Consider the following 16177-nt stretch of genomic DNA (forward strand, 5'->3'; position numbering starts at 1 on the left):
GCGGTCGGTCCTGGCTCCCCACCGGTGCCCCTCCGGGGCGCAGGGCATGAGCGCTCAGCGACGACGGGTCACGGCCCACACGAACGCGGCCACGTTGGCCAGCCCGATCGGCTGCAGGAGCAGGAGCCCCCAGCCCGCGCCACCCGGCACCAGGCAGCACACGAGGGCCGCGATCGTCATCGAGGCGGTCAGCACCACGTTGAGCAGCAGGAAGCGGTCGCGCAGCAACCGGCCGGACACGTAGCGGCGGATTCCCACCGGGATGCTGCGCGCCAGCGCGAGGGTGTAGCCGCCTCCACCGAGCACCAGCGCCGCCGCCACCAGCACCGACAGGAGCGTGGGGCCGCCGTCGGGTCCACCCGCCAGCGCGACCGCCAGGCCGACGACGAAGGCCAGCAGCGCCGCGAAGTACAGGCGCCGCACGAACCGGGCGGCCAGCACGTCGACGTTGCCGCGCATCAGCTCGTCGTCCGGGGCCAGCCGCAGCGCCGCACCGAGCCCCTGCGCCGAGCGCCCCAGCCGCAGGCCGCTCTCGAGCATGGTCAGGTTGTGCAGCGCGGTGGCGTGCTGCGGGTCGATCTGGAGCGCGCGCCGGTACGCCGCGACGGCGGTCTGGTCGTCGGAGAGCCGGTGCGCCACCAGCCCCATCACGAAGTGCGCGTCGGCCTCGGTGGGTGCCAGCTGGACGGCACGCTGCGCGGCCGCCCGCGCGTCGCGACCCATGCTGCGGGCGTCGATCGCCACCTGGGCGTACACCTTGTGGGTCTGCCAGCTCAGCGGCGCACGCCGCACCGCCTCGGCGGCCGCGTGCGTGGCCTCGAGGTGCTGACCCATGCGGTCGAGCGTGACGGCGGCGATCCGGTGCCCCCACTCGTCGTCGGGAGCCAGCGCGACCACGCGGTTGGCCGCCGCGAGAGCCCCGGCGTGGTCGCCCTCGCCCAGCAGCGCCTGCGCCAGCAGGCCGTGCAGACCGGGGTCGTCCGGCCGCTCGGCGAGCAGCGGCTGCAGCACCGCCCGTGCCTCGGCGTGGCGGCGCAGCTCGAGCAGGTCGCCGACCCGCTGGAGGCGCGGGTCGCTCACAGCTTGCGGTGCTTGCGCAGGTACGTCAGGAGCTCGTCGTAGCTGCCGTCGTCGTTGGCGAAGAGCGCCACGTTGCGCGCGGTCTCGAACCACGGGCCGACCGAGGGGCGCAGCTCCCGCAGGGCGGCCTCGATGTCGGCCTGCCCGATCATCCGCACGGTCCCGCTCTCGGCCGCCTCGAGCAGGGCGATCTCGGCCGCACTCTCCACCAGGTGCGCGATGTCCGCGCCGGTGTAGCCGTCGGTGGCCTTGGCCAGCTTCTTGACGTCGATGCCCGCCACCGGGCGCTCGCGCAGGTGCGACTCCCAGATCGCCAGCCGCGCCTCGAGGTCGGGCGGGAGCACCAGCAGCGTGCGGTCCAGGCGACCCGGCCGCCGCAGCGCCGCGTCGACGTCCCAGGGGTGGTTGGTGGCGGCCAGCACGAAGACGCCCTCGTTGTCGGAGGCGACGCTGTCGAGCTCGAGGAGCAGCTGGTTGACGGTGCTGCGCATGTGGTCGGAGTGCATCCGGCTGCGCTTGTGACCGATGGAGTCGACCTCGTCGAGGAACAGCACCACCGGGGCGCTGGCCCGAGCGGTCTCGAAGAGCTCGTGGACGTTCTTCTCGCTGTTGCCCACGTACATGTCGAGCACGTCGGCCATCGAGACCGTCATGAAGCCGGCGCCCAGCTCTCCGGCCAGGGCTCGCGCGATGAAGGTCTTGCCCACCCCGGGGGGCCCGTAGAGCAACAGCCCGCCGCGCAGGCTCTTGCGGTACATCTGGCGCAGCTCGGCGTTGCGCATCGGGGCCAGGAACGCGGCGTTCAGGCGCTTCTTGACCTCCTTCATCCCTCCCACGTCGGCCAGGGTGATCCGGCTGCCCTCGACGTCGTAGGCCGCGACCTCGGACTCCTGGGCGCTGGACTCGGCGAACATCGGTGCCACCACCTCGCCCAGGTCGGACTCCGCCGCCTGCCAGTCGAAGCCGGAGGGCCGGGCGGTCGGGTCGGGCTCTGCGGGGGCGGCCGGTGCCGGGGGAGCCAGCGCGGTCGCCATCAGCTCCCGGGCCCGCGAGCTGCCGGGGTCGCGCTGCAGCACCGCCGCCAGGTGCGCGACGGCCTCGCCCCCGCGGGCGGCCTCCACGAGCAGGTCGGCCAGGTGCAGCCGCAGCGCGACGTCGTCGGGTGTCGCCTCGACGGCGCGCTGCAGGCTGGCGAGCAGCGGGTTCGCGGCGTCGTCCGGGGCGTCCGGCGGGTCGGTTGGCACGTTCCCCAGCCTACGCGCGCCGCGGGTCCTAGTCTGGGTCGGTGAGTGCCATCCGGGACAGCCTCCGCGCCTGTGGCGAGTTCGCCGCCGCCGGCGCGAACAGCTGGCGCACGGGCTCTCGACGCGGTCAGGTGCTCATGCTGACGGTGCTCCTCGCGGGCGTGCTCGTCTCGTTCGGTGTCTCGCTGGCCAGGTACGACTGGATGCCGCTCACCGCCTACTTCGTGTGGCTGCTGCTGGGGGTGCTCCTGCTGCGGCTGTGGCCCCTGGTGGCGCTGTCGGCGGTCACCACGGCCGCCGCGTTCACCGCGGTGCTGTGGGCAGGCGGCGGTGCGCTGGAGGTGCGCCAGATGACCGCGATGGTGGCGTTCGTCATCGCCGTCGCGCTGATCCTCTACCAAGCCGCCCACCAGCGCAGCGGGCTGCCGGTCACGCTGGGCGAGGCGATGCTCTCCGAGCTGCGCGACCGCCTGCAGGCCCAGGGGGTGATGCCCCCGCTGCCGCAGGAGTGGGAGGCGCAGTCGGCGGTGCGCTCATCGCAGGGCCTCAGCTACGCCGGCGACTTCTTCGTCGCCGACCTGGCGGAGGGGCCGCACGGCCCGCGCCTGGAGATGGTGCTCGTCGACGTGTGCGGCAAGGGCGTCGCCGTGGGTCCGCAGGCGCTCCAGTTCGCCGGGGCCCTGGGTGGACTCCTCGGCTCCCTGCCACCGCACGAGCTCTTCGACGCCGCCAACCGGTTCCTGCTGCGCCAGCACTCCGACGAGTCCTTCGCCACGGCGGTGCACCTGGTGGTCGACCTCGACCCGGGCACCTACACGGTCACCAGCGCCGGACACCCCCCGGCGCTGCGCTGGGCCTCGCTCGACCGGCGCTGGGAAGTCGACAACGCCCGCGGGATGGCGCTCGGGATCCTCCCCGACCCCGAGCTGCACAGCAGCGAGGGCGTGCTCGGGCCCGGCGACGCGCTGATGTTCTACACCGACGGCGTGATCGAGACCCGCGACGCCGACCTCGACGCCGGCATCTCCTGGTTGCAGGGCACGGCCCGGCGCGCGGTGCGCACCGGCTTCGACGGCGCCGCGCGCCGCATCATCCGTCAGGTCCCCGGCGGTGACGACGACCGCGCCGTGCTCATCCTCAGCCGCGGTCTGCCCGCGGCGGTGGCCTCGCCCGTCGTCATCGATGCACCCGGCGCCCGTGCGGCCCAGGCTCCCGCGGTCGCGGGCGAGGCTCCGCGCGGGGAATAGGGGCCGCGGGGGAGCGGTTCGGGTTGGTGGAAACTTCAACCACCTTCGAAGGAGTGCCCGTGCAGATCGGCATCTTCAGCGTCGGCGACGTCACCCCCGACCCGACGACCGGCCGCACCCCGACCGAGCACGAGCGGATCAAGGCCACCGTCGCGATCGCGCGCAAGGCCGAGGAGGTCGGCCTCGACGTCCTGGCCCTCGGCCAGCACCACAACCCGCCGTTCGTCGCCTCCTCGCCGACGACGACGCTCGCCTACATCGGCGCGCAGACCGAGCGCCTGCTGCTGAGCACCGCGACGACGCTGATCACCACCACGGACCCGGTGCGGCTCGCCGAGGACTACGGGACCCTGCAGCACCTCGTCGACGGCCGGATGGACCTGATGCTCGGGCGCGGCAACACCGGACCGGTCTACCCGTGGTTCGGGAAGGACATCCGGGAGGGCATCAACCTCGCGGTCGAGAACTACGCGCTGCTGCACCGGCTCTGGCGCGAGGACGTCGTGGACTGGGAGGGCCGGTTCCGCACGCCGCTGCAGGGCTTCACCGCCACCCCGCGCCCGCTCGACGGCCTGCCGCCCTTCGTGTGGCACGGGTCGATCCGCACCCCGGAGATCGCCGAGCAGGCCGCCTACTACGGCGACGGCTTCTTCTCCAACCACATCTTCTGGCCCGCCACGCACACGGCGCGGATGGTCGCGTTCTACCGGCAGCGCTTCGAGCACTACGGCCACGGCACCGCGGCGCAGGCGATCGTCGGCCTCGGCGGACAGTTCTTCATGCGTCGCAACAGCCAGGACGCCGTTCGGGAGTTCCGGCCCTACTTCGACAACGCGCCGGTCTACGGCCACGGCCCCTCGCTGGAGGACTTCACCACGCAGACTCCGCTGACCGTCGGGTCGCCGCAGCAGGTGCTCGAGCGCACGCTGGGCTTCCGCGAGTACGTCGGCGACTACCAGCGCCAGCTCTTCCTGGTCGACCACGCCGGGCTGCCGCTGCGCACCGTGCTCGAGCAGCTGGACCTGCTCGGCGAGATCCTGCCCGACCTGCGCGCCGGCTTCGCCGAGGGCCGCCCGGCCGGGGTGCCCGACGCGCCGACGCACGCCTCCCGCCTCGCGGCCGCCTCGCCCGCCGACGTCCTCGGGGTGCGGCCGCTGGCGACGCCGACCGGGGTGACGGCATGACCAGGATGGCGGTGCTCAGCGCCGGTCTCGGAGTGCCCTCCTCGACCCGGCTCCTGGCCGACCGGCTCGCCGAGGCCACCGTGCAGGGACTCGCCGCTCGGGGCGTGACGCGGGCGGAGGTCGGGGTCGACGTCGTCGAGCTGCGGGCACTGGCCCACCCGTTGGCCGACCGCCTGGTGACGGGCTTCCCCGACGCCACGCTGGAGGCGGCGATCGCGGCGGTAACGGGAGCCGACGCGCTGGTCGCCGTCACCCCGGTCTTCTCGGCGTCGTACTCGGGGCTTTTCAAGACGTTCTTCGACGTCCTGGAGCCCGGGGCGATCGCAGGTCTGCCGGTGCTGATGGGCGCCACCGCTGGCACCGCGAGGCACTCGCTGGTGCTGGAGCACGCGGTGCGGCCCCTGTTCTCCTACCTGCGGGCCACCCCCGTGCCCACCGGGGTCTTCGCGGCCACCGAGGACTTCGGTGACGGCGCGCTGCAGGAGCGGGTGGAGCGGGCCGGTGGTGAGCTGGCCGCCGCGGTTCTCGCGCGCCGGGCTGCGGCTCGGCCGGAGGCCGTGGTCCGCCCCGGTGGTCTGCACGCCGTGCCGTCGTCGGTTGCCGACGACGCGCACGCGGCCACGTCGCTGCCGTTCGAGGAGCTGCTGCGCCGCGCTGGCGGGTGACGAGGCGCCGGGCCGCCGGGGACGCTGGTCCCCGGCGACCCGGCTCCGCTTCGCAGGCTCGGTTGCGATCAGTGCTGGTAGGTGCCGTGCACGATGGCGCGCCCGGCGGTCTTGAAGGCCAGGTTGAAGGAGACGACGGCGGGGGAGGCGTCGGCGTCGACGCCGAGGGTCTCCTCCTTGACCGCGTGGACGACGAAGAAGTAGCGGTGCACCTGGTCGCCCTGCGGCGGGGCGGCACCCATGAAGCCGTGGCCGCCGCCGTCGTTGCGACACATGAACGCGTTGCCGGGCAGCGAGGCGCCTTCGGCACCGGCGCCGGTGTCCAGCGAGGTGACGTCGGCCGGCAGGTCGACGAGCACCCAGTGCCAGAAGCCGCTCGGCGTGGGGGCGTCGGGGTCGAAGCAGGTCACCGTGAACGACTTGGTGCCCTCGGGCGCTCCCTCCCAGGAGAGCTGCGGGGAGGTGTTGCCGGCGTCGGCCACCTGGTCGTCCTTGAGGGGCTGGCCCTCGGTGACGTCGGCGCTCGTGACCGTGAACGAGGGCACGGCGGGCAGCAGGTCGTAGGGGTTCGGGCTGACGGGTCGGTCGAGGCTCATGCCCTCCAGGTAACCAGGTGGCACGCGACCGAGCATCCCATGGCGCCCCCCGGGGGGATGGTCGACCGCGCACTCGCGGGAGGATGGTGGCGTGGCGGAGCACCTGACCTATCCCGTGGGACTGCGACTGGGCGGACGCCGGGTGGTGGTGGTCGGCGGAGGTCACGTGGCCCAGCGCCGGGTGCCCCAGCTGATCGCGGCCGGCGCCCTGGTGCACGTGATCGCACCGGAGGTGACACCGGCCATCGACGGCCTGGCCGCCGCGCGCGAGGTCACCTGGCACCCGCGGCCCTTCGTCCCCGAGGACCTCGACGAGGCCTGGTACGCCGTCGCCGCCACCGACGACGCCGCCGTCAACGAGCAGGTCTCGACGGCGGCCGAGGAGCGGCGCGTCTTCTGCGTGCGTGCCGACGACGCCGCGCGGGCCTCCGCCTGGACCCCCGCAGTGGGCCGCGCCGCCGGTGTCACCGTGGCCGTGCTCGGCGAGCGGGACCCGCGCCGCTCGGCCCAGGTGCGCGACGACGTGCTCACAGGCCTGCGCGACGGCACGCTCAACCCGCCGTCGGGGCGGCCGCCGACGCCCGGCGTCGTGCTGGTGGGTGGTGGCCCGGGGGACCCCGACCTGATCTCGCTGGCCGGGCGCAAGGCGCTGATGGAGGCCGACGTGGTCGTCGCCGACCGGCTGGCGCCCCGTGAGCTGCTGGGTGACCTGCGCCCCGAGGTCGAGCTGGTCGACGTCGCCAAGCTGCCGCGTGGTCGCTCGGCGCAGCAGGCCGAGATCAACCGGGTCATCGTCGAGCACGCGCTGGCCGGCAAGCGCGTGGTCCGGTTCAAGGGCGGCGACAACTTCGTGTTCGGGCGCGGCTACGAGGAGGTCATCGCCTGCCGCGCCGCCGGCGTCCCGGTCACCGTGGTCCCCGGGCTGACCAGCCCGGTCGCGGTGCCCGCCATCGCAGGCATCCCGGTGACGCACCGCGGCGTCACCCACGAGTTCACCGTGGTCTCCGGCCACCTGCCGCCCGGGCACCCGGAGTCGCTCACCGACTGGCCCTCCCTGGCCGGGCTGCAGGGCACCGTCGTGGTGATGATGGGCGTCGAGAACGCCCCGCACATCGCGACAGCGCTGACCGAGCACGGGCGCGACCCCGGCACGCCGGTCGCGGTGGTCTGCGACGGCACCATGCCCACCCAGCGCACCGTGCTGGCCACCCTGGGCACGCTGGCCGAGGTGATGAGCGCCGAGGGTGTGCGGCCGCCGGCGATCGTCGTCATCGGCGACGTCGTGGCCGTGGCGCACCCCGAGCACTTCCCCGAGGTCGCCGCCCGCCTGCCGGGGGAGCCGGTGGGGGAGCCGGCACCCCGTGGCTGAGCTGGTCGAGGTCACCGACCCCGACGACCCACGCCTGCGCGACTACCGCGACCTGCGCGACGTCGAGCTGCGCAAGAACCTTGAGGCCGAGCACGGGTTGTTCCTGGCCGAGGGCGAGAAGGTGGTGCGGCGCGCCGTCGAGGGCGGTCACGTCCCGCGCTCCTTCCTGATGGCGCCGCGCTGGCTCGACGGGCTCGCCGACGTGCTGGCCACCTCCGAGGCGCCCTGCTTCGTGGTGGAGGAGTCGCTCGCCGAGCAGGTCACCGGATTCCACGTGCACCGCGGGGCACTCGCCTCCCTGGAGCGAGCACCCCTGCCGAGCGTCGAGGCGGTGCTCGACGGCGCCCGGTCGTTGCTGGTGCTCGAGGACGTCGTGGACCACACCAACGTGGGCGCGATCTTCCGCTGCGGCGCGGCGCTGGGCTTCGACGCCGTGCTGCTGGCCCCGCGCTGCGCCGACCCGCTCTACCGGCGAGCGGTCAAGGTGGGGATGGGTGCGGTCTTCGCGCTGCCCTGGACCCGTCTGCCCGACTGGGCCACGGCGCTGACCGACCTGGGGGAGCGCGGCTTCACCACCGTCGCCCTCACGCTCGCCGACGACGCCGTGCCGGTGGAGGAGGCGGTGGCCGGGGTCGACCGGATCGCCCTGGTGCTCGGCTCGGAGGGGCACGGCCTCTCGCGGCGCTGGGAGACCACAGCCGCGCGCCGCGCGATCATCCCGATGGCGCCCGGCACCGACTCCCTCAACGTGGCGGCCGCGACGGCCGTCGCCTGCTACGTGGCGGCTCGCCGGTGACGGGCCGGTGACGGGGAACCGGCGCGGCATGGGTCGAGGCACGCGGTACCGCTTCGCCGGCGAGATCGCCGGCGTCGGCAGCACCAGCGGGGTCCGGGTCGTCGTCGGCCACTGGCGCGACACGCCGCTGGGCTCCTTCGCCGACGCCATGGTCGAGCGACCCGACGGTCACCGGGTCCTGCTGGCCCCCAGTGCGGACGTGCGCGACTTCATCGCCGCCACCTACGTCTTCGACGAGGTGCGGCTCGAGCCGTGCCGGGTGCGCGAGTCCCCCGGGAGGCGGGAGTTCCGGTCACCCTCGCTGCAGCTCGACCTGGCCCTCGGTGGCCGGACGGCGCTCGGCCGGCTGCTGCGCGTCGTGCCCGCACGCGTCGGCACCGCGCCCGCCTGGTGCGCGCTCACCGATCCCGTCGCCCGGGTGGTGCTGCGCGGTGTCCGGACACGCGGCTCGGCCGCGGGTGGTCGTCGGGAGTGGTACGGCGCCACCGACGTGCAGCGCGTGGCGCGGCTGGCCGGCGCCCTCGACGGATCCGACCTGGGCCGCCTCGCGCCGGTGGACCCACCGTGCCGGTTCGGCTTCTCCTCCACGCCGCGCACCCCTTCGCTGACCCAGGTGGTGACGACCGTCGAGGTGCCCGGGGACGGCGGTGGTGCGATCTACTCCTCGCCGACGGGCCAGTCGGGCGGGTAGTCCTCGACCGCCTTGTCGTGCGCCTTGGCCAGCCGCTTGCGCGCCTTGGTGGGCAGCCGGTCGCCGAAGACGGTGCCGCGGGTGTGGTCGGTCTCGTGCTGCAGGCAGCGGGCGAGCAGGCCGTCGCCGGAGAAGGTCACCGGCTCGCCGTCCAGGCCGGTGCCGGTGACCGTGGCGGTGTCGGGCCGGGCGAGCTCGGTGAACGCGCCGGGATAGGAGAGGCACCCCTCCGCGTCCTCCTCGAGCCGCCGCTCGCCCGCCTCGGGCAGGCTCAGCTCGGGATTGCAGACCACGCCCACGGTCCGCTCGCCGGACTCGTCGGGGCAGTCGAAGACGAAGACCGCGACGTCCTCGCCGATCTGGCAGGCCGCGAGGCCGACGCCGTCGGCGGCGTACATGGTGGCCACCATGTCGGCGACCAGGCTGCGCAGCGCCTCGTCATAGGTCTCGACCGGCGCCTGCGCGCGGTGCATGACGGGGGTGCCCCAGCGGGTGATCGGGCGCACCGTGCCGCCGGTGGGCAGGGCGCCGTGCGGGGCGTGCTCGGGGGGCTGGGCGGGCGCGGGCATGCGCGCGAGCATACGGCGCAGCCCGGCGCGTGCCGCACGTGGTGGGCGGAGTCGAGCGTGGTGTGACCCGCCCCACGGAACGGGCGGGAGCCCAGGTGTAGCCGTGAGTGTAACTGCGAGTTACATTGGAGCCATGTCCCTCCTCAACTCCTTGCTTCCCGGCGGGAAGAACGGCCTGCCGGAGACCGCGCGCCGCGACCCGATCGGCTACCTCGTCGCGGGCCTGAACAAGCTGGCCCAGAGCGACCTGATCGACAGGGTCGGCCTGCGCAAGCCCACCGAGCAGGCCGTCTTCACCGTCACCCGCAACGGCTTCAAGACGATGACCACGGCCAGCCGCACCTTCTCCAAGGCGGGGTCTGCCACGAAGCCCGGCACCCGCCCGGCCACCACCCGCGCCTCGGGCGTCTTCGACCTCACGCCCACCGAGGACGAGCAGATGCTCGTCGACGTGGTCACCGAGTTCGCCGACGAGGTCGTGCGGCCCGCCGCCGTCGAGGCCGACGAGGCCTGCGAGGCACCCGAGGCCGTGCTCAAGGCCAGCCTCGAGATCGGCCTGCCCATCCTGGGTGTGCCCGAGGCGCTCGGCGGGATCTCCGAGGAGCGCTCGGCCATGGCCGGCACCCTGGTCGCCGAGGCGCTCGCCCGGGGCGACATGGGCCTGGCCGTCGCCACCCTCGCGCCCGGGTCGGTGGCCACCGCCATCGGCCTGTGGGGCACCGAGGCCCAGCAGCAGACCTACCTGCCGGCGTTCACCGCCGACGAGGTGCCCGCCGCCGCGCTCGCGCTGACCGAGCCGAGCGTGCTCTTCGACGTCATGTCGCCGGCCACGACCGCCACCCGCACGCCCGAGGGCGGCTACCGCCTCGACGGCGTCAAGAGCCTGGTGGCCCGCGGTGCCCAGGCCGAGCTGTTCGTGGTGGGGGCCACCCTCGAGGGCAAGCCCGTGATGTTCCTGGTCGAGTCCTCCACCCACGGCCTCACCGTCGAGGGCGACCCCTCGATGGGGGTGCGTGCCGCCTCGCTGACCAAGCTCAGCCTCGAGAACGTCGTGGTGCCGGCCGAGGCCGTCCTGGGCCAGACCGACGGCTCCACCTACGCCGAGTGCGTGCGGCTCTCGCGCCTGGCCTGGTGCGCGCTCGCCGTCGGCACCGGCCAGGCCGTGCTCGACTACGTGACGCCCTACGTCAAGGAGCGCAAGGCGTTCGGGGAGCCCGTGGCCCACCGCCAGTCGGTGGCGTTCATGGTGGCCAACATCGCCATCGAGCTGCAGGCCATGCGCCTGCTCACCTACAAGGCGGCCTCCCGGGCCGCCGCCGGCAAGGACTTCACCCGCGAGGTGGCCCTGGCCCGCAACCTGTGCGCCAGCAAGGGCATGCAGATCGGCCTCGACGGCGTCCAGCTGCTCGGGGGTCACGGCTACGTCAAGGAGCACCCGGTGGAGCGGTGGTACCGCGACCTGCGTGCGATCGGCGTCATGGAAGGAGCAGTCCTCGTCTGAGGACGGACCACATCATGATCAATCTCGAAAACCCCAAGAAGTTCGCGCCGCTGGTCAGCCAGGCCAACCAGGTGGCCATGAACATGCTGCGCCCCATCTCCCGCAAGTACGACCGCGCCGAGCACGAGTACCCCAAGGAGCTCGACATGCTCGCAGCGATGATCGACGGGCTCTCGGAGTCCGGCGCCAGCGAGGGTGCCGGCGCCGCCGGCGTCCGTCGCGAGGAGAAGGACGACGACAAGACCGTCAAGAACGGCGCCAACCTGGCCTCGGTGATGTCGATCGCCGAGATGTGCTGGGGCGACGTGGGCCTGCTGCTCTCGATGCCGCGCCAGGGGCTGGGCAACTCCGCCATCGCCTCGGTGGCCAACGCCGAGCAGCTCGAGCGCTTCGCGGGCGTGTGGGCCGGCATGGCCATCACCGAGCCCGGTGTGGGCTCGGACTCGGCCAACATCACGACCACCGCGGTGCTCGACGGCGACGAGTACGTGCTCAACGGCGAGAAGATCTACGTCACCTCCGGTGACCGGGCCGACCACATCGTGGTGTGGGCGACGCTCGACAAGTCGCTCGGCCGGGCCGCCATCAAGTCCTTCGTCGTGCCCAAGGGCACGCCGGGCATGCGGGTCGACCGGCTGGAGCACAAGCTCGGGATCCGGGCCTCCGACACCGCCACGATCATCTTCGAGGACTGCCGGGTCCCCGCGGAGAACCTGCTCGGCTCGGCCGAGGTCGACACCAAGCAGGGCTTCGCCGGCGCGATGGCGACCTTCGACAACACCCGCCCGCTGGTGGCAGCGATGGCGGTGGGCTGCGCCCGCGCCGCGCTCGACCTGACCCGCGACCTGCTGGCCCGCGCCGGCGTCGAGGTCGACTACGACCGGCCCGCTCAGCTGCAGCACGCCGCCGCGGCGCGCTTCCTGCAGATGGAGGCCGACTGGGAGGCCACCCACCTGCTCACGCTGCAGGCCGCGTGGATGGCCGACAACCGTGAGCCCAACTCGCTGGAGGCCTCGATGGCCAAGGCGAAGGCCGGCCGCGTGGGCTCCGACATCACGCTCGGCTGCGTCGAGCTGTGCGGCGCCGTGGGCTACTCCGAGGCCGAGCTGCTCGAGAAGTGGGCCCGCGACTCCAAGATCCTCGACATCTTCGAGGGCACCCAGCAGATCCAGCAGCTGATCGTGGCCCGCCGCGTGCTGGGGCTCTCCAGCGCCCAGCTGAAGTAGCCCACCGGTCCAGCAGCTCCCGGCGGCCGGACATGGGGCCGGCCGCCGGGACCCTGCGCTACTCCTGCGTGGTGGTCGCCGAGGACGTCGGGGACGGCGAGGACGACGACGCCGCGTCGTCGACGTCGGGCGCCTGCAGCAGCGCCGGCGTCTCGACCGACGGGTCGGCCTCGGCCTTCTTGGCCGCGGCGACGGCGGGTCCCGCAGTAGCTGCCTGCGCGGAGGGCGCCTTCTTAGCCGTCTTCTTGGCCGTCTTCTTGGCGGTCTTCGCGGCGGGGGACTTCTTCGCCGCGGCCTTCGTCGCGGGCGCCTTCGTCGCGGGGGCTTCCGACGCAGGGGCCTTCGCAGGGGTCGTCGTTGCGGGGCTCTTCGTCGCCGGGGCCTCCGAGGCAGGAGCCTTCTTCGCAGGGGCCTTCTTCGCGGGAGACTTCGTGGCGGGGACCTTCTTCGCCAGCTGCTTCTCGGCCGGCGCCTTCGTGGCGGCCGCCTTCGTCGCGGCGGACTTCTTCGCCACCGGGGCGGTCGGGGCGGCGGGGCTGACAGGGTCGCCGTGCGCCTTGCGGGGGGCGGCGGGCTCGGCCACGGGATCCGGGTCGACGGGCGTCGCGGCGCTGTCGTCGCGAGCGCCGGATTCCTTGTCACCGCCCAGCCCGACGAGCGCGCCCACCGTGCCGGCGACCGAGCCGACGGTGCCGGCGACGGTACCCGCCGCCGAACGGCCGACCTCCACGGGCAGCTTGACCGTCTTCTCGGCGGCGTCCTTGATCTTGCCGAGCGTCTTCTTGGGCACGTGGTCGTCCTTCGCGTCGTGGGTGGGAGCCCGACGGGGTCGGGCTGCGACCGGTGCCCGCGGGAGCGAATGTCACACGTGTTGGCACACTCGGGCGCGTGAACGCCGCACGCACCCCACCTGGCTCGGACCGCTCCGAGGTCATCATCGGCGTGCTCGCCGACGCCTTCGCCCCGCTGATGAAGGCCGACCCCGCGGCCTTCCGCACCAAGTACCGCAAGATGGCGGCCGACCCGCACGCCTTCTACCGCGGCACCGCCTGCCTGTTCTTCTCCGACCTCACCGGCACCCAGGGCCCCGGGGACCCGCGCTGGGCTGACGACTTCTGCGACGAGCAGAGCGGCCGGATCTGGGTGCACGGCGACCTGCACGTGGAGAACTTCGGCACCTACCTCAACTCCGACGGCCGGCTGGTCTTCGACGTCAACGACTTCGACGAGGCCTACCTGGGCCGCTTCACCTGGGACCTGCAGCGCTTCGCGGCGTCGATGGCGCTGATGGGGTGGCAGAAGGCGCTGCCGGAGGCCGACGTGCGACGCCTGGTCGGTGCGTACGTGCGGGCCTACCTGGCGCAGGTCGACGACTACCGGCGCAGCGAGCAGGACGAGGACTTCGCCCTGCACCTGGAGAACACCTCGGGCCCCGTGCACGCCGCGCTGGTGGCGGCCCGCTGCAACCGCCGCGCCGACCTCCTCGACGGCATGACGGTGCTCGAGGGCGGCGAGCGCACCTTCCGCGAGGACAGCTCCGTCAGGCGGTTGGGCAAGGTCGAGCGGGCGCGGGTGGTCAGCGCGTTCGAGGGCTACCTGGAGACCATCCCGGAGGACAAGCGCTTCGACCGCGAGCTCTTCTACGAGCTGCGCGACGTGGTGGGCAAGTCCGGGTTCGGCATCGGCAGCGCGGGCCTGCCCGCCTACAACCTGCTCGTCGAGGGTCAGAGCCAGGCGCTCGACAACGACGTGGTGCTGAGCATGAAGCAGGCCAACGTGCCGGCGATCAGCCGCTTCGTCGACGCCGGCGAGGTGGAGCGCTACTTCCGGCACGAGGGCCACCGCACCGTGGTCAGCCAGCGCGCCCTGCAGGTGCACACCGACCCGCTGCTCGGGCACACCGCCATCGACGGCGTGGGCTTCGTCGTCGCCGAGGTCTCGCCCTACGAGGTCGACCTGGACTGGTCGGGTCTCACCGAGCCCGACGACATCAGGGCCGTCGTCGACCTGCTGGGCCGGGCCACGGCCAAGATCCACTGCGCCTCCGACGAGGACAGCGAGCAGGATCTCGTGGACTTCCAGGTGGAGGAGGCGGTGGCCGCGAGCGTGCACCGGCGCCGCAAGGAGTTCACCGAGTGGATCACCGAGTTCGGGCTCGCCTACGCCGAGCAGGTGCGCGAGGACCACGCCCTGTTCGTGCACGCGTTCCGCGAGGGGCGGATCGGCGTCTCGGCGACCTGACTGCGCACCGATCGAAGTTCTGCCCGAGAGGTTGTGCGACCGGCGCCCCGCGCGGTCGGCGACCTGCGAGCCCCGTGGGGCCCGTGACCCGTGAGGCGGCAGCGCTCAGACGAGGTCGGCCGCCGCTGACGGGGTCGCCATCAGGTGCAGGGGTGCGCGGTGTCCGGCGTCGGCGAAGGCACGCTGCACCGCGGCCACCACCGCCTCCACCCGGTCGGCGGGCACCAGCGCCACGCTCGAGCCGCCGAAGCCGCCGCCCGTCATCCGTGCCCCCAGCGCGCCGGCCTCGACAGCGGTCGCGACCGCCAGGTCCAGCTCGGCGCAGGAGATCTCGAAGTCGTCGCGCATCGAGGCGTGCGAGGCGACGAACGCGCGGCCCACGGTGCCCCAGTCACCGGCCGTCACCGCCTCGACGACGCCCGAGACGCGCTGCACCTCGCCGACGACGTGCCGCGCTCGACGTCGCAGCAACGGGTCGGGCAGGGCCTCGACGCCTGCGAGGTCGGCGCGGCGCAGGGAGTCGACGCCGAGCGCCTCGGCGGCCCGGCCGCACTCGGCGCGGCGGTCGCCGTAGCCGCCGTCGACGAGCGCGTGCGAGACCCGCGTGTCGGTGACGAGCAGCGCCAGGCCGGCGCGTTCGAGCCCGAGCTCCACGTGGCGGAGGTCGCCGACCGAGCCGTCGGCGGTGTCGAAGTCCAGCAGCAGCGCTGCGCCGGGCTCGGCGAGCAGCGAGACCGCCTGGTCCATGCCGCCCGTGGGCGCGCCGGCCACCTCGGACTCCGCGCGCACGCAGGCCGCGGCGAGACGCCTACGGCCGGCGGGGGAGAGGTCGCCGCCCACGAGTGCGGTCACCGCCACGGCCACCGCGCACTCCAGCGCCGCCGAGGAGGAGAGCCCGGCGCCCAGCGGCACCGTGGAGTCCACGAGCAGGTCCACGCCGGGCACGGTGACGCCCTGCTCGTCCAGGGCCCACAGCACACCGGCCGCGTACGCGGCCCAGCCGTCGACCGTGCCGGGGCCGACGTCGTCCAGCTGCGCCTCGAAGACGCCCTCGGCCTGCAGGCTCGCGACCCGCACACGCCCGTCGTCACGCGGCGAGAGGCTCACCAGCGTGCTGTGCGGCAGCGCCACGGGCAGCACCAGCCCGCCGTTGTAGTCGGTGTGCTCGCCGATCAGGTTGACCCGCCCGGGGGCGCGGCCGACGAGAGCCGGGTCCGCGCCCCAGCGGGCACGGTGCTCGGCGCGCAGCCGGACCGCACGGTCGGTCGTCGTGCCGGGTTCCAGGAGGCTCGTCACGCCGGCGAGCCTACGAAGCGTGCGGTGCGGCATCATCGCCGGTGTGAGTGACGCCCAGCCCGAACCCGACCCTGCGCTGGTGGACCTCGCGCACCAGGTGCTCGACTGGGCGCGCGCGGGCGAGACCGACCGGCTCGCGGCCTACGTGGACGCCGGTGTGCCGGTCGACCTCGCCGATGCCCGGGGCAACTCGCTGCTGATGCTCGCCGCCTACCACGGCCACGCCGCGACGGTGCGGGCGCTGGCCTCGCGGGGCGCCGACGTCGACCGGCTCAACGACCGTGGTCAGAGCCCGCTGGCCGGCGCGCTGTTCAAGGCCGAGGAGGAGGTGGCGGCCGCGCTGGTCGCGCTGGGAGCCGACCCCGACCACGGCGAGCCCTCGGCCCGCGCCACGGCGGCGTTCTTCGAGCGCTCGCTGCCCGAGCCGCCCGGCTGATCGGCGAGCGGGCCGGGCGCGGGTATCGTGCCCGCA

Annotated in this window: 16 protein-coding genes; 10 read left to right on the top strand and 6 right to left on the bottom strand. The window is 73.8% G+C overall.

Features of this window, described 5'->3' with window-relative positions:
• Nucleotides 1–54 precede the first annotated feature (54 nt).
• Both ABD948_RS16095 and ABD948_RS16100 read right to left on the bottom strand, forming a co-directional pair.
• Nucleotides 55–1080, bottom strand: a complete 1026-nt coding sequence (locus tag ABD948_RS16095) for a tetratricopeptide repeat protein (protein WP_345267642.1) — start codon at nucleotides 1078–1080, stop codon at nucleotides 55–57.
• Nucleotides 1077–2324, bottom strand: coding sequence for a tetratricopeptide repeat protein (locus tag ABD948_RS16100; protein ID WP_345267644.1), 1248 nt, complete (start codon nucleotides 2322–2324; stop codon nucleotides 1077–1079). Before ABD948_RS16100 ends, ABD948_RS16095 begins: the two co-directional genes overlap by 4 nt.
• Nucleotides 2325–2365: 41 nt before the next feature.
• Between ABD948_RS16100 and ABD948_RS16105 the strand changes: the two genes are divergently transcribed.
• From ABD948_RS16105 to ABD948_RS16115, 3 genes are read left to right on the top strand one after another with little or no spacing between them, the layout of a single operon-like run.
• Entirely contained in the window at nucleotides 2366–3571 is a 1206-nt protein-coding gene (locus ABD948_RS16105; protein WP_345267646.1) for a PP2C family protein-serine/threonine phosphatase, read from the top strand.
• A gap of 59 nt (nucleotides 3572–3630) precedes the next feature.
• On the top strand, nucleotides 3631–4755 hold the full coding sequence (locus ABD948_RS16110; protein WP_345267648.1) for an LLM class flavin-dependent oxidoreductase: 1125 nt from the start codon (nucleotides 3631–3633) through the stop codon (nucleotides 4753–4755).
• The gene (locus ABD948_RS16115; protein ID WP_345267650.1) at nucleotides 4752–5420 is read left to right on the top strand and encodes a CE1759 family FMN reductase; all 669 of its coding nucleotides are present in this window, start codon (nucleotides 4752–4754) and stop codon (nucleotides 5418–5420) included. The genes ABD948_RS16110 and ABD948_RS16115 overlap by 4 nt, the downstream gene beginning before the upstream one ends.
• Nucleotides 5421–5488: 68 nt before the next feature.
• On the opposite strand, the gene ABD948_RS16120 is transcribed toward ABD948_RS16115, so the two are convergent.
• Complete coding sequence (locus tag ABD948_RS16120; protein WP_345267652.1) at nucleotides 5489–6016, bottom strand: YbhB/YbcL family Raf kinase inhibitor-like protein; 528 nt, start codon at nucleotides 6014–6016, stop codon at nucleotides 5489–5491.
• Between the two features lie 91 nt (nucleotides 6017–6107).
• Here ABD948_RS16120 and cobA point away from each other — a divergent pair, with 91 nt between their 5' ends.
• Genes cobA through ABD948_RS16135 form a run of 3 tightly spaced genes read left to right on the top strand, consistent with a single transcriptional unit; the run spans nucleotide 6108 to nucleotide 8872 of the window.
• Nucleotides 6108–7385, top strand: a complete 1278-nt coding sequence (cobA, locus tag ABD948_RS16125) for a uroporphyrinogen-III C-methyltransferase (protein WP_345267654.1) — start codon at nucleotides 6108–6110, stop codon at nucleotides 7383–7385.
• Nucleotides 7378–8181, top strand: coding sequence for a TrmH family RNA methyltransferase (locus ABD948_RS16130; protein ID WP_345267656.1), 804 nt, complete (start codon nucleotides 7378–7380; stop codon nucleotides 8179–8181). Before cobA ends, ABD948_RS16130 begins: the two co-directional genes overlap by 8 nt.
• Before the next feature lie 28 nt (nucleotides 8182–8209).
• Nucleotides 8210–8872 carry a hypothetical protein gene (locus tag ABD948_RS16135; protein ID WP_345267658.1) on the top strand — a complete coding sequence of 221 codons (663 nt, stop codon included), beginning with the start codon at nucleotides 8210–8212 and terminating at the stop codon, nucleotides 8870–8872.
• Here the strand turns inward: ABD948_RS16135 and def are convergent.
• Complete coding sequence (gene def, locus ABD948_RS16140) at nucleotides 8839–9441, bottom strand: peptide deformylase (protein ID WP_345267660.1); 603 nt, start codon at nucleotides 9439–9441, stop codon at nucleotides 8839–8841. The two genes, ABD948_RS16135 and def, sit on opposite strands and share 34 nt — an antisense overlap.
• 133 nt (nucleotides 9442–9574) lie before the next feature.
• Between def and ABD948_RS16145 the strand changes: the two genes are divergently transcribed.
• Together ABD948_RS16145 and ABD948_RS16150 are read left to right on the top strand one after the other, a co-directional pair.
• A complete protein-coding gene (locus ABD948_RS16145) occupies nucleotides 9575–10942 on the top strand; it encodes an acyl-CoA dehydrogenase family protein (RefSeq protein ID WP_345267662.1) in 1368 nt (455 codons plus the stop codon).
• Between the two features lie 14 nt (nucleotides 10943–10956).
• The gene (locus ABD948_RS16150; protein WP_345267664.1) at nucleotides 10957–12168 is read left to right on the top strand and encodes an acyl-CoA dehydrogenase family protein; all 1212 of its coding nucleotides are present in this window, start codon (nucleotides 10957–10959) and stop codon (nucleotides 12166–12168) included.
• Nucleotides 12169–12226: 58 nt separating this feature from the next.
• On the opposite strand, the gene ABD948_RS16155 is transcribed toward ABD948_RS16150, so the two are convergent.
• On the bottom strand, nucleotides 12227–12958 hold the full coding sequence (locus tag ABD948_RS16155) for a hypothetical protein (RefSeq protein WP_345267666.1): 732 nt from the start codon (nucleotides 12956–12958) through the stop codon (nucleotides 12227–12229).
• Between the two features lie 98 nt (nucleotides 12959–13056).
• Here ABD948_RS16155 and ABD948_RS16160 point away from each other — a divergent pair, with 98 nt between their 5' ends.
• Nucleotides 13057–14409 carry a DUF2252 domain-containing protein gene (locus ABD948_RS16160; protein ID WP_345267668.1) on the top strand — a complete coding sequence of 451 codons (1353 nt, stop codon included), beginning with the start codon at nucleotides 13057–13059 and terminating at the stop codon, nucleotides 14407–14409.
• 105 nt (nucleotides 14410–14514) lie between these two features.
• Here the strand turns inward: ABD948_RS16160 and galK are convergent, their stop codons facing one another.
• Nucleotides 14515–15705, bottom strand: coding sequence for a galactokinase (galK, locus tag ABD948_RS16165; RefSeq protein ID WP_345267670.1), 1191 nt, complete (start codon nucleotides 15703–15705; stop codon nucleotides 14515–14517).
• A 43-nt stretch (nucleotides 15706–15748) separates the two neighbouring features.
• On the opposite strand from galK, the gene ABD948_RS16170 reads away from it, so the two are divergent.
• A complete protein-coding gene (locus tag ABD948_RS16170) occupies nucleotides 15749–16141 on the top strand; it encodes an ankyrin repeat domain-containing protein (RefSeq protein ID WP_345267672.1) in 393 nt (130 codons plus the stop codon).
• Nucleotides 16142–16177 lie beyond the last annotated feature (36 nt).

It is taken from the genome of Nocardioides nanhaiensis (assembly GCF_039542785.1).
GTDB lineage: Bacteria > Actinomycetota > Actinomycetes > Propionibacteriales > Nocardioidaceae > Nocardioides > Nocardioides nanhaiensis.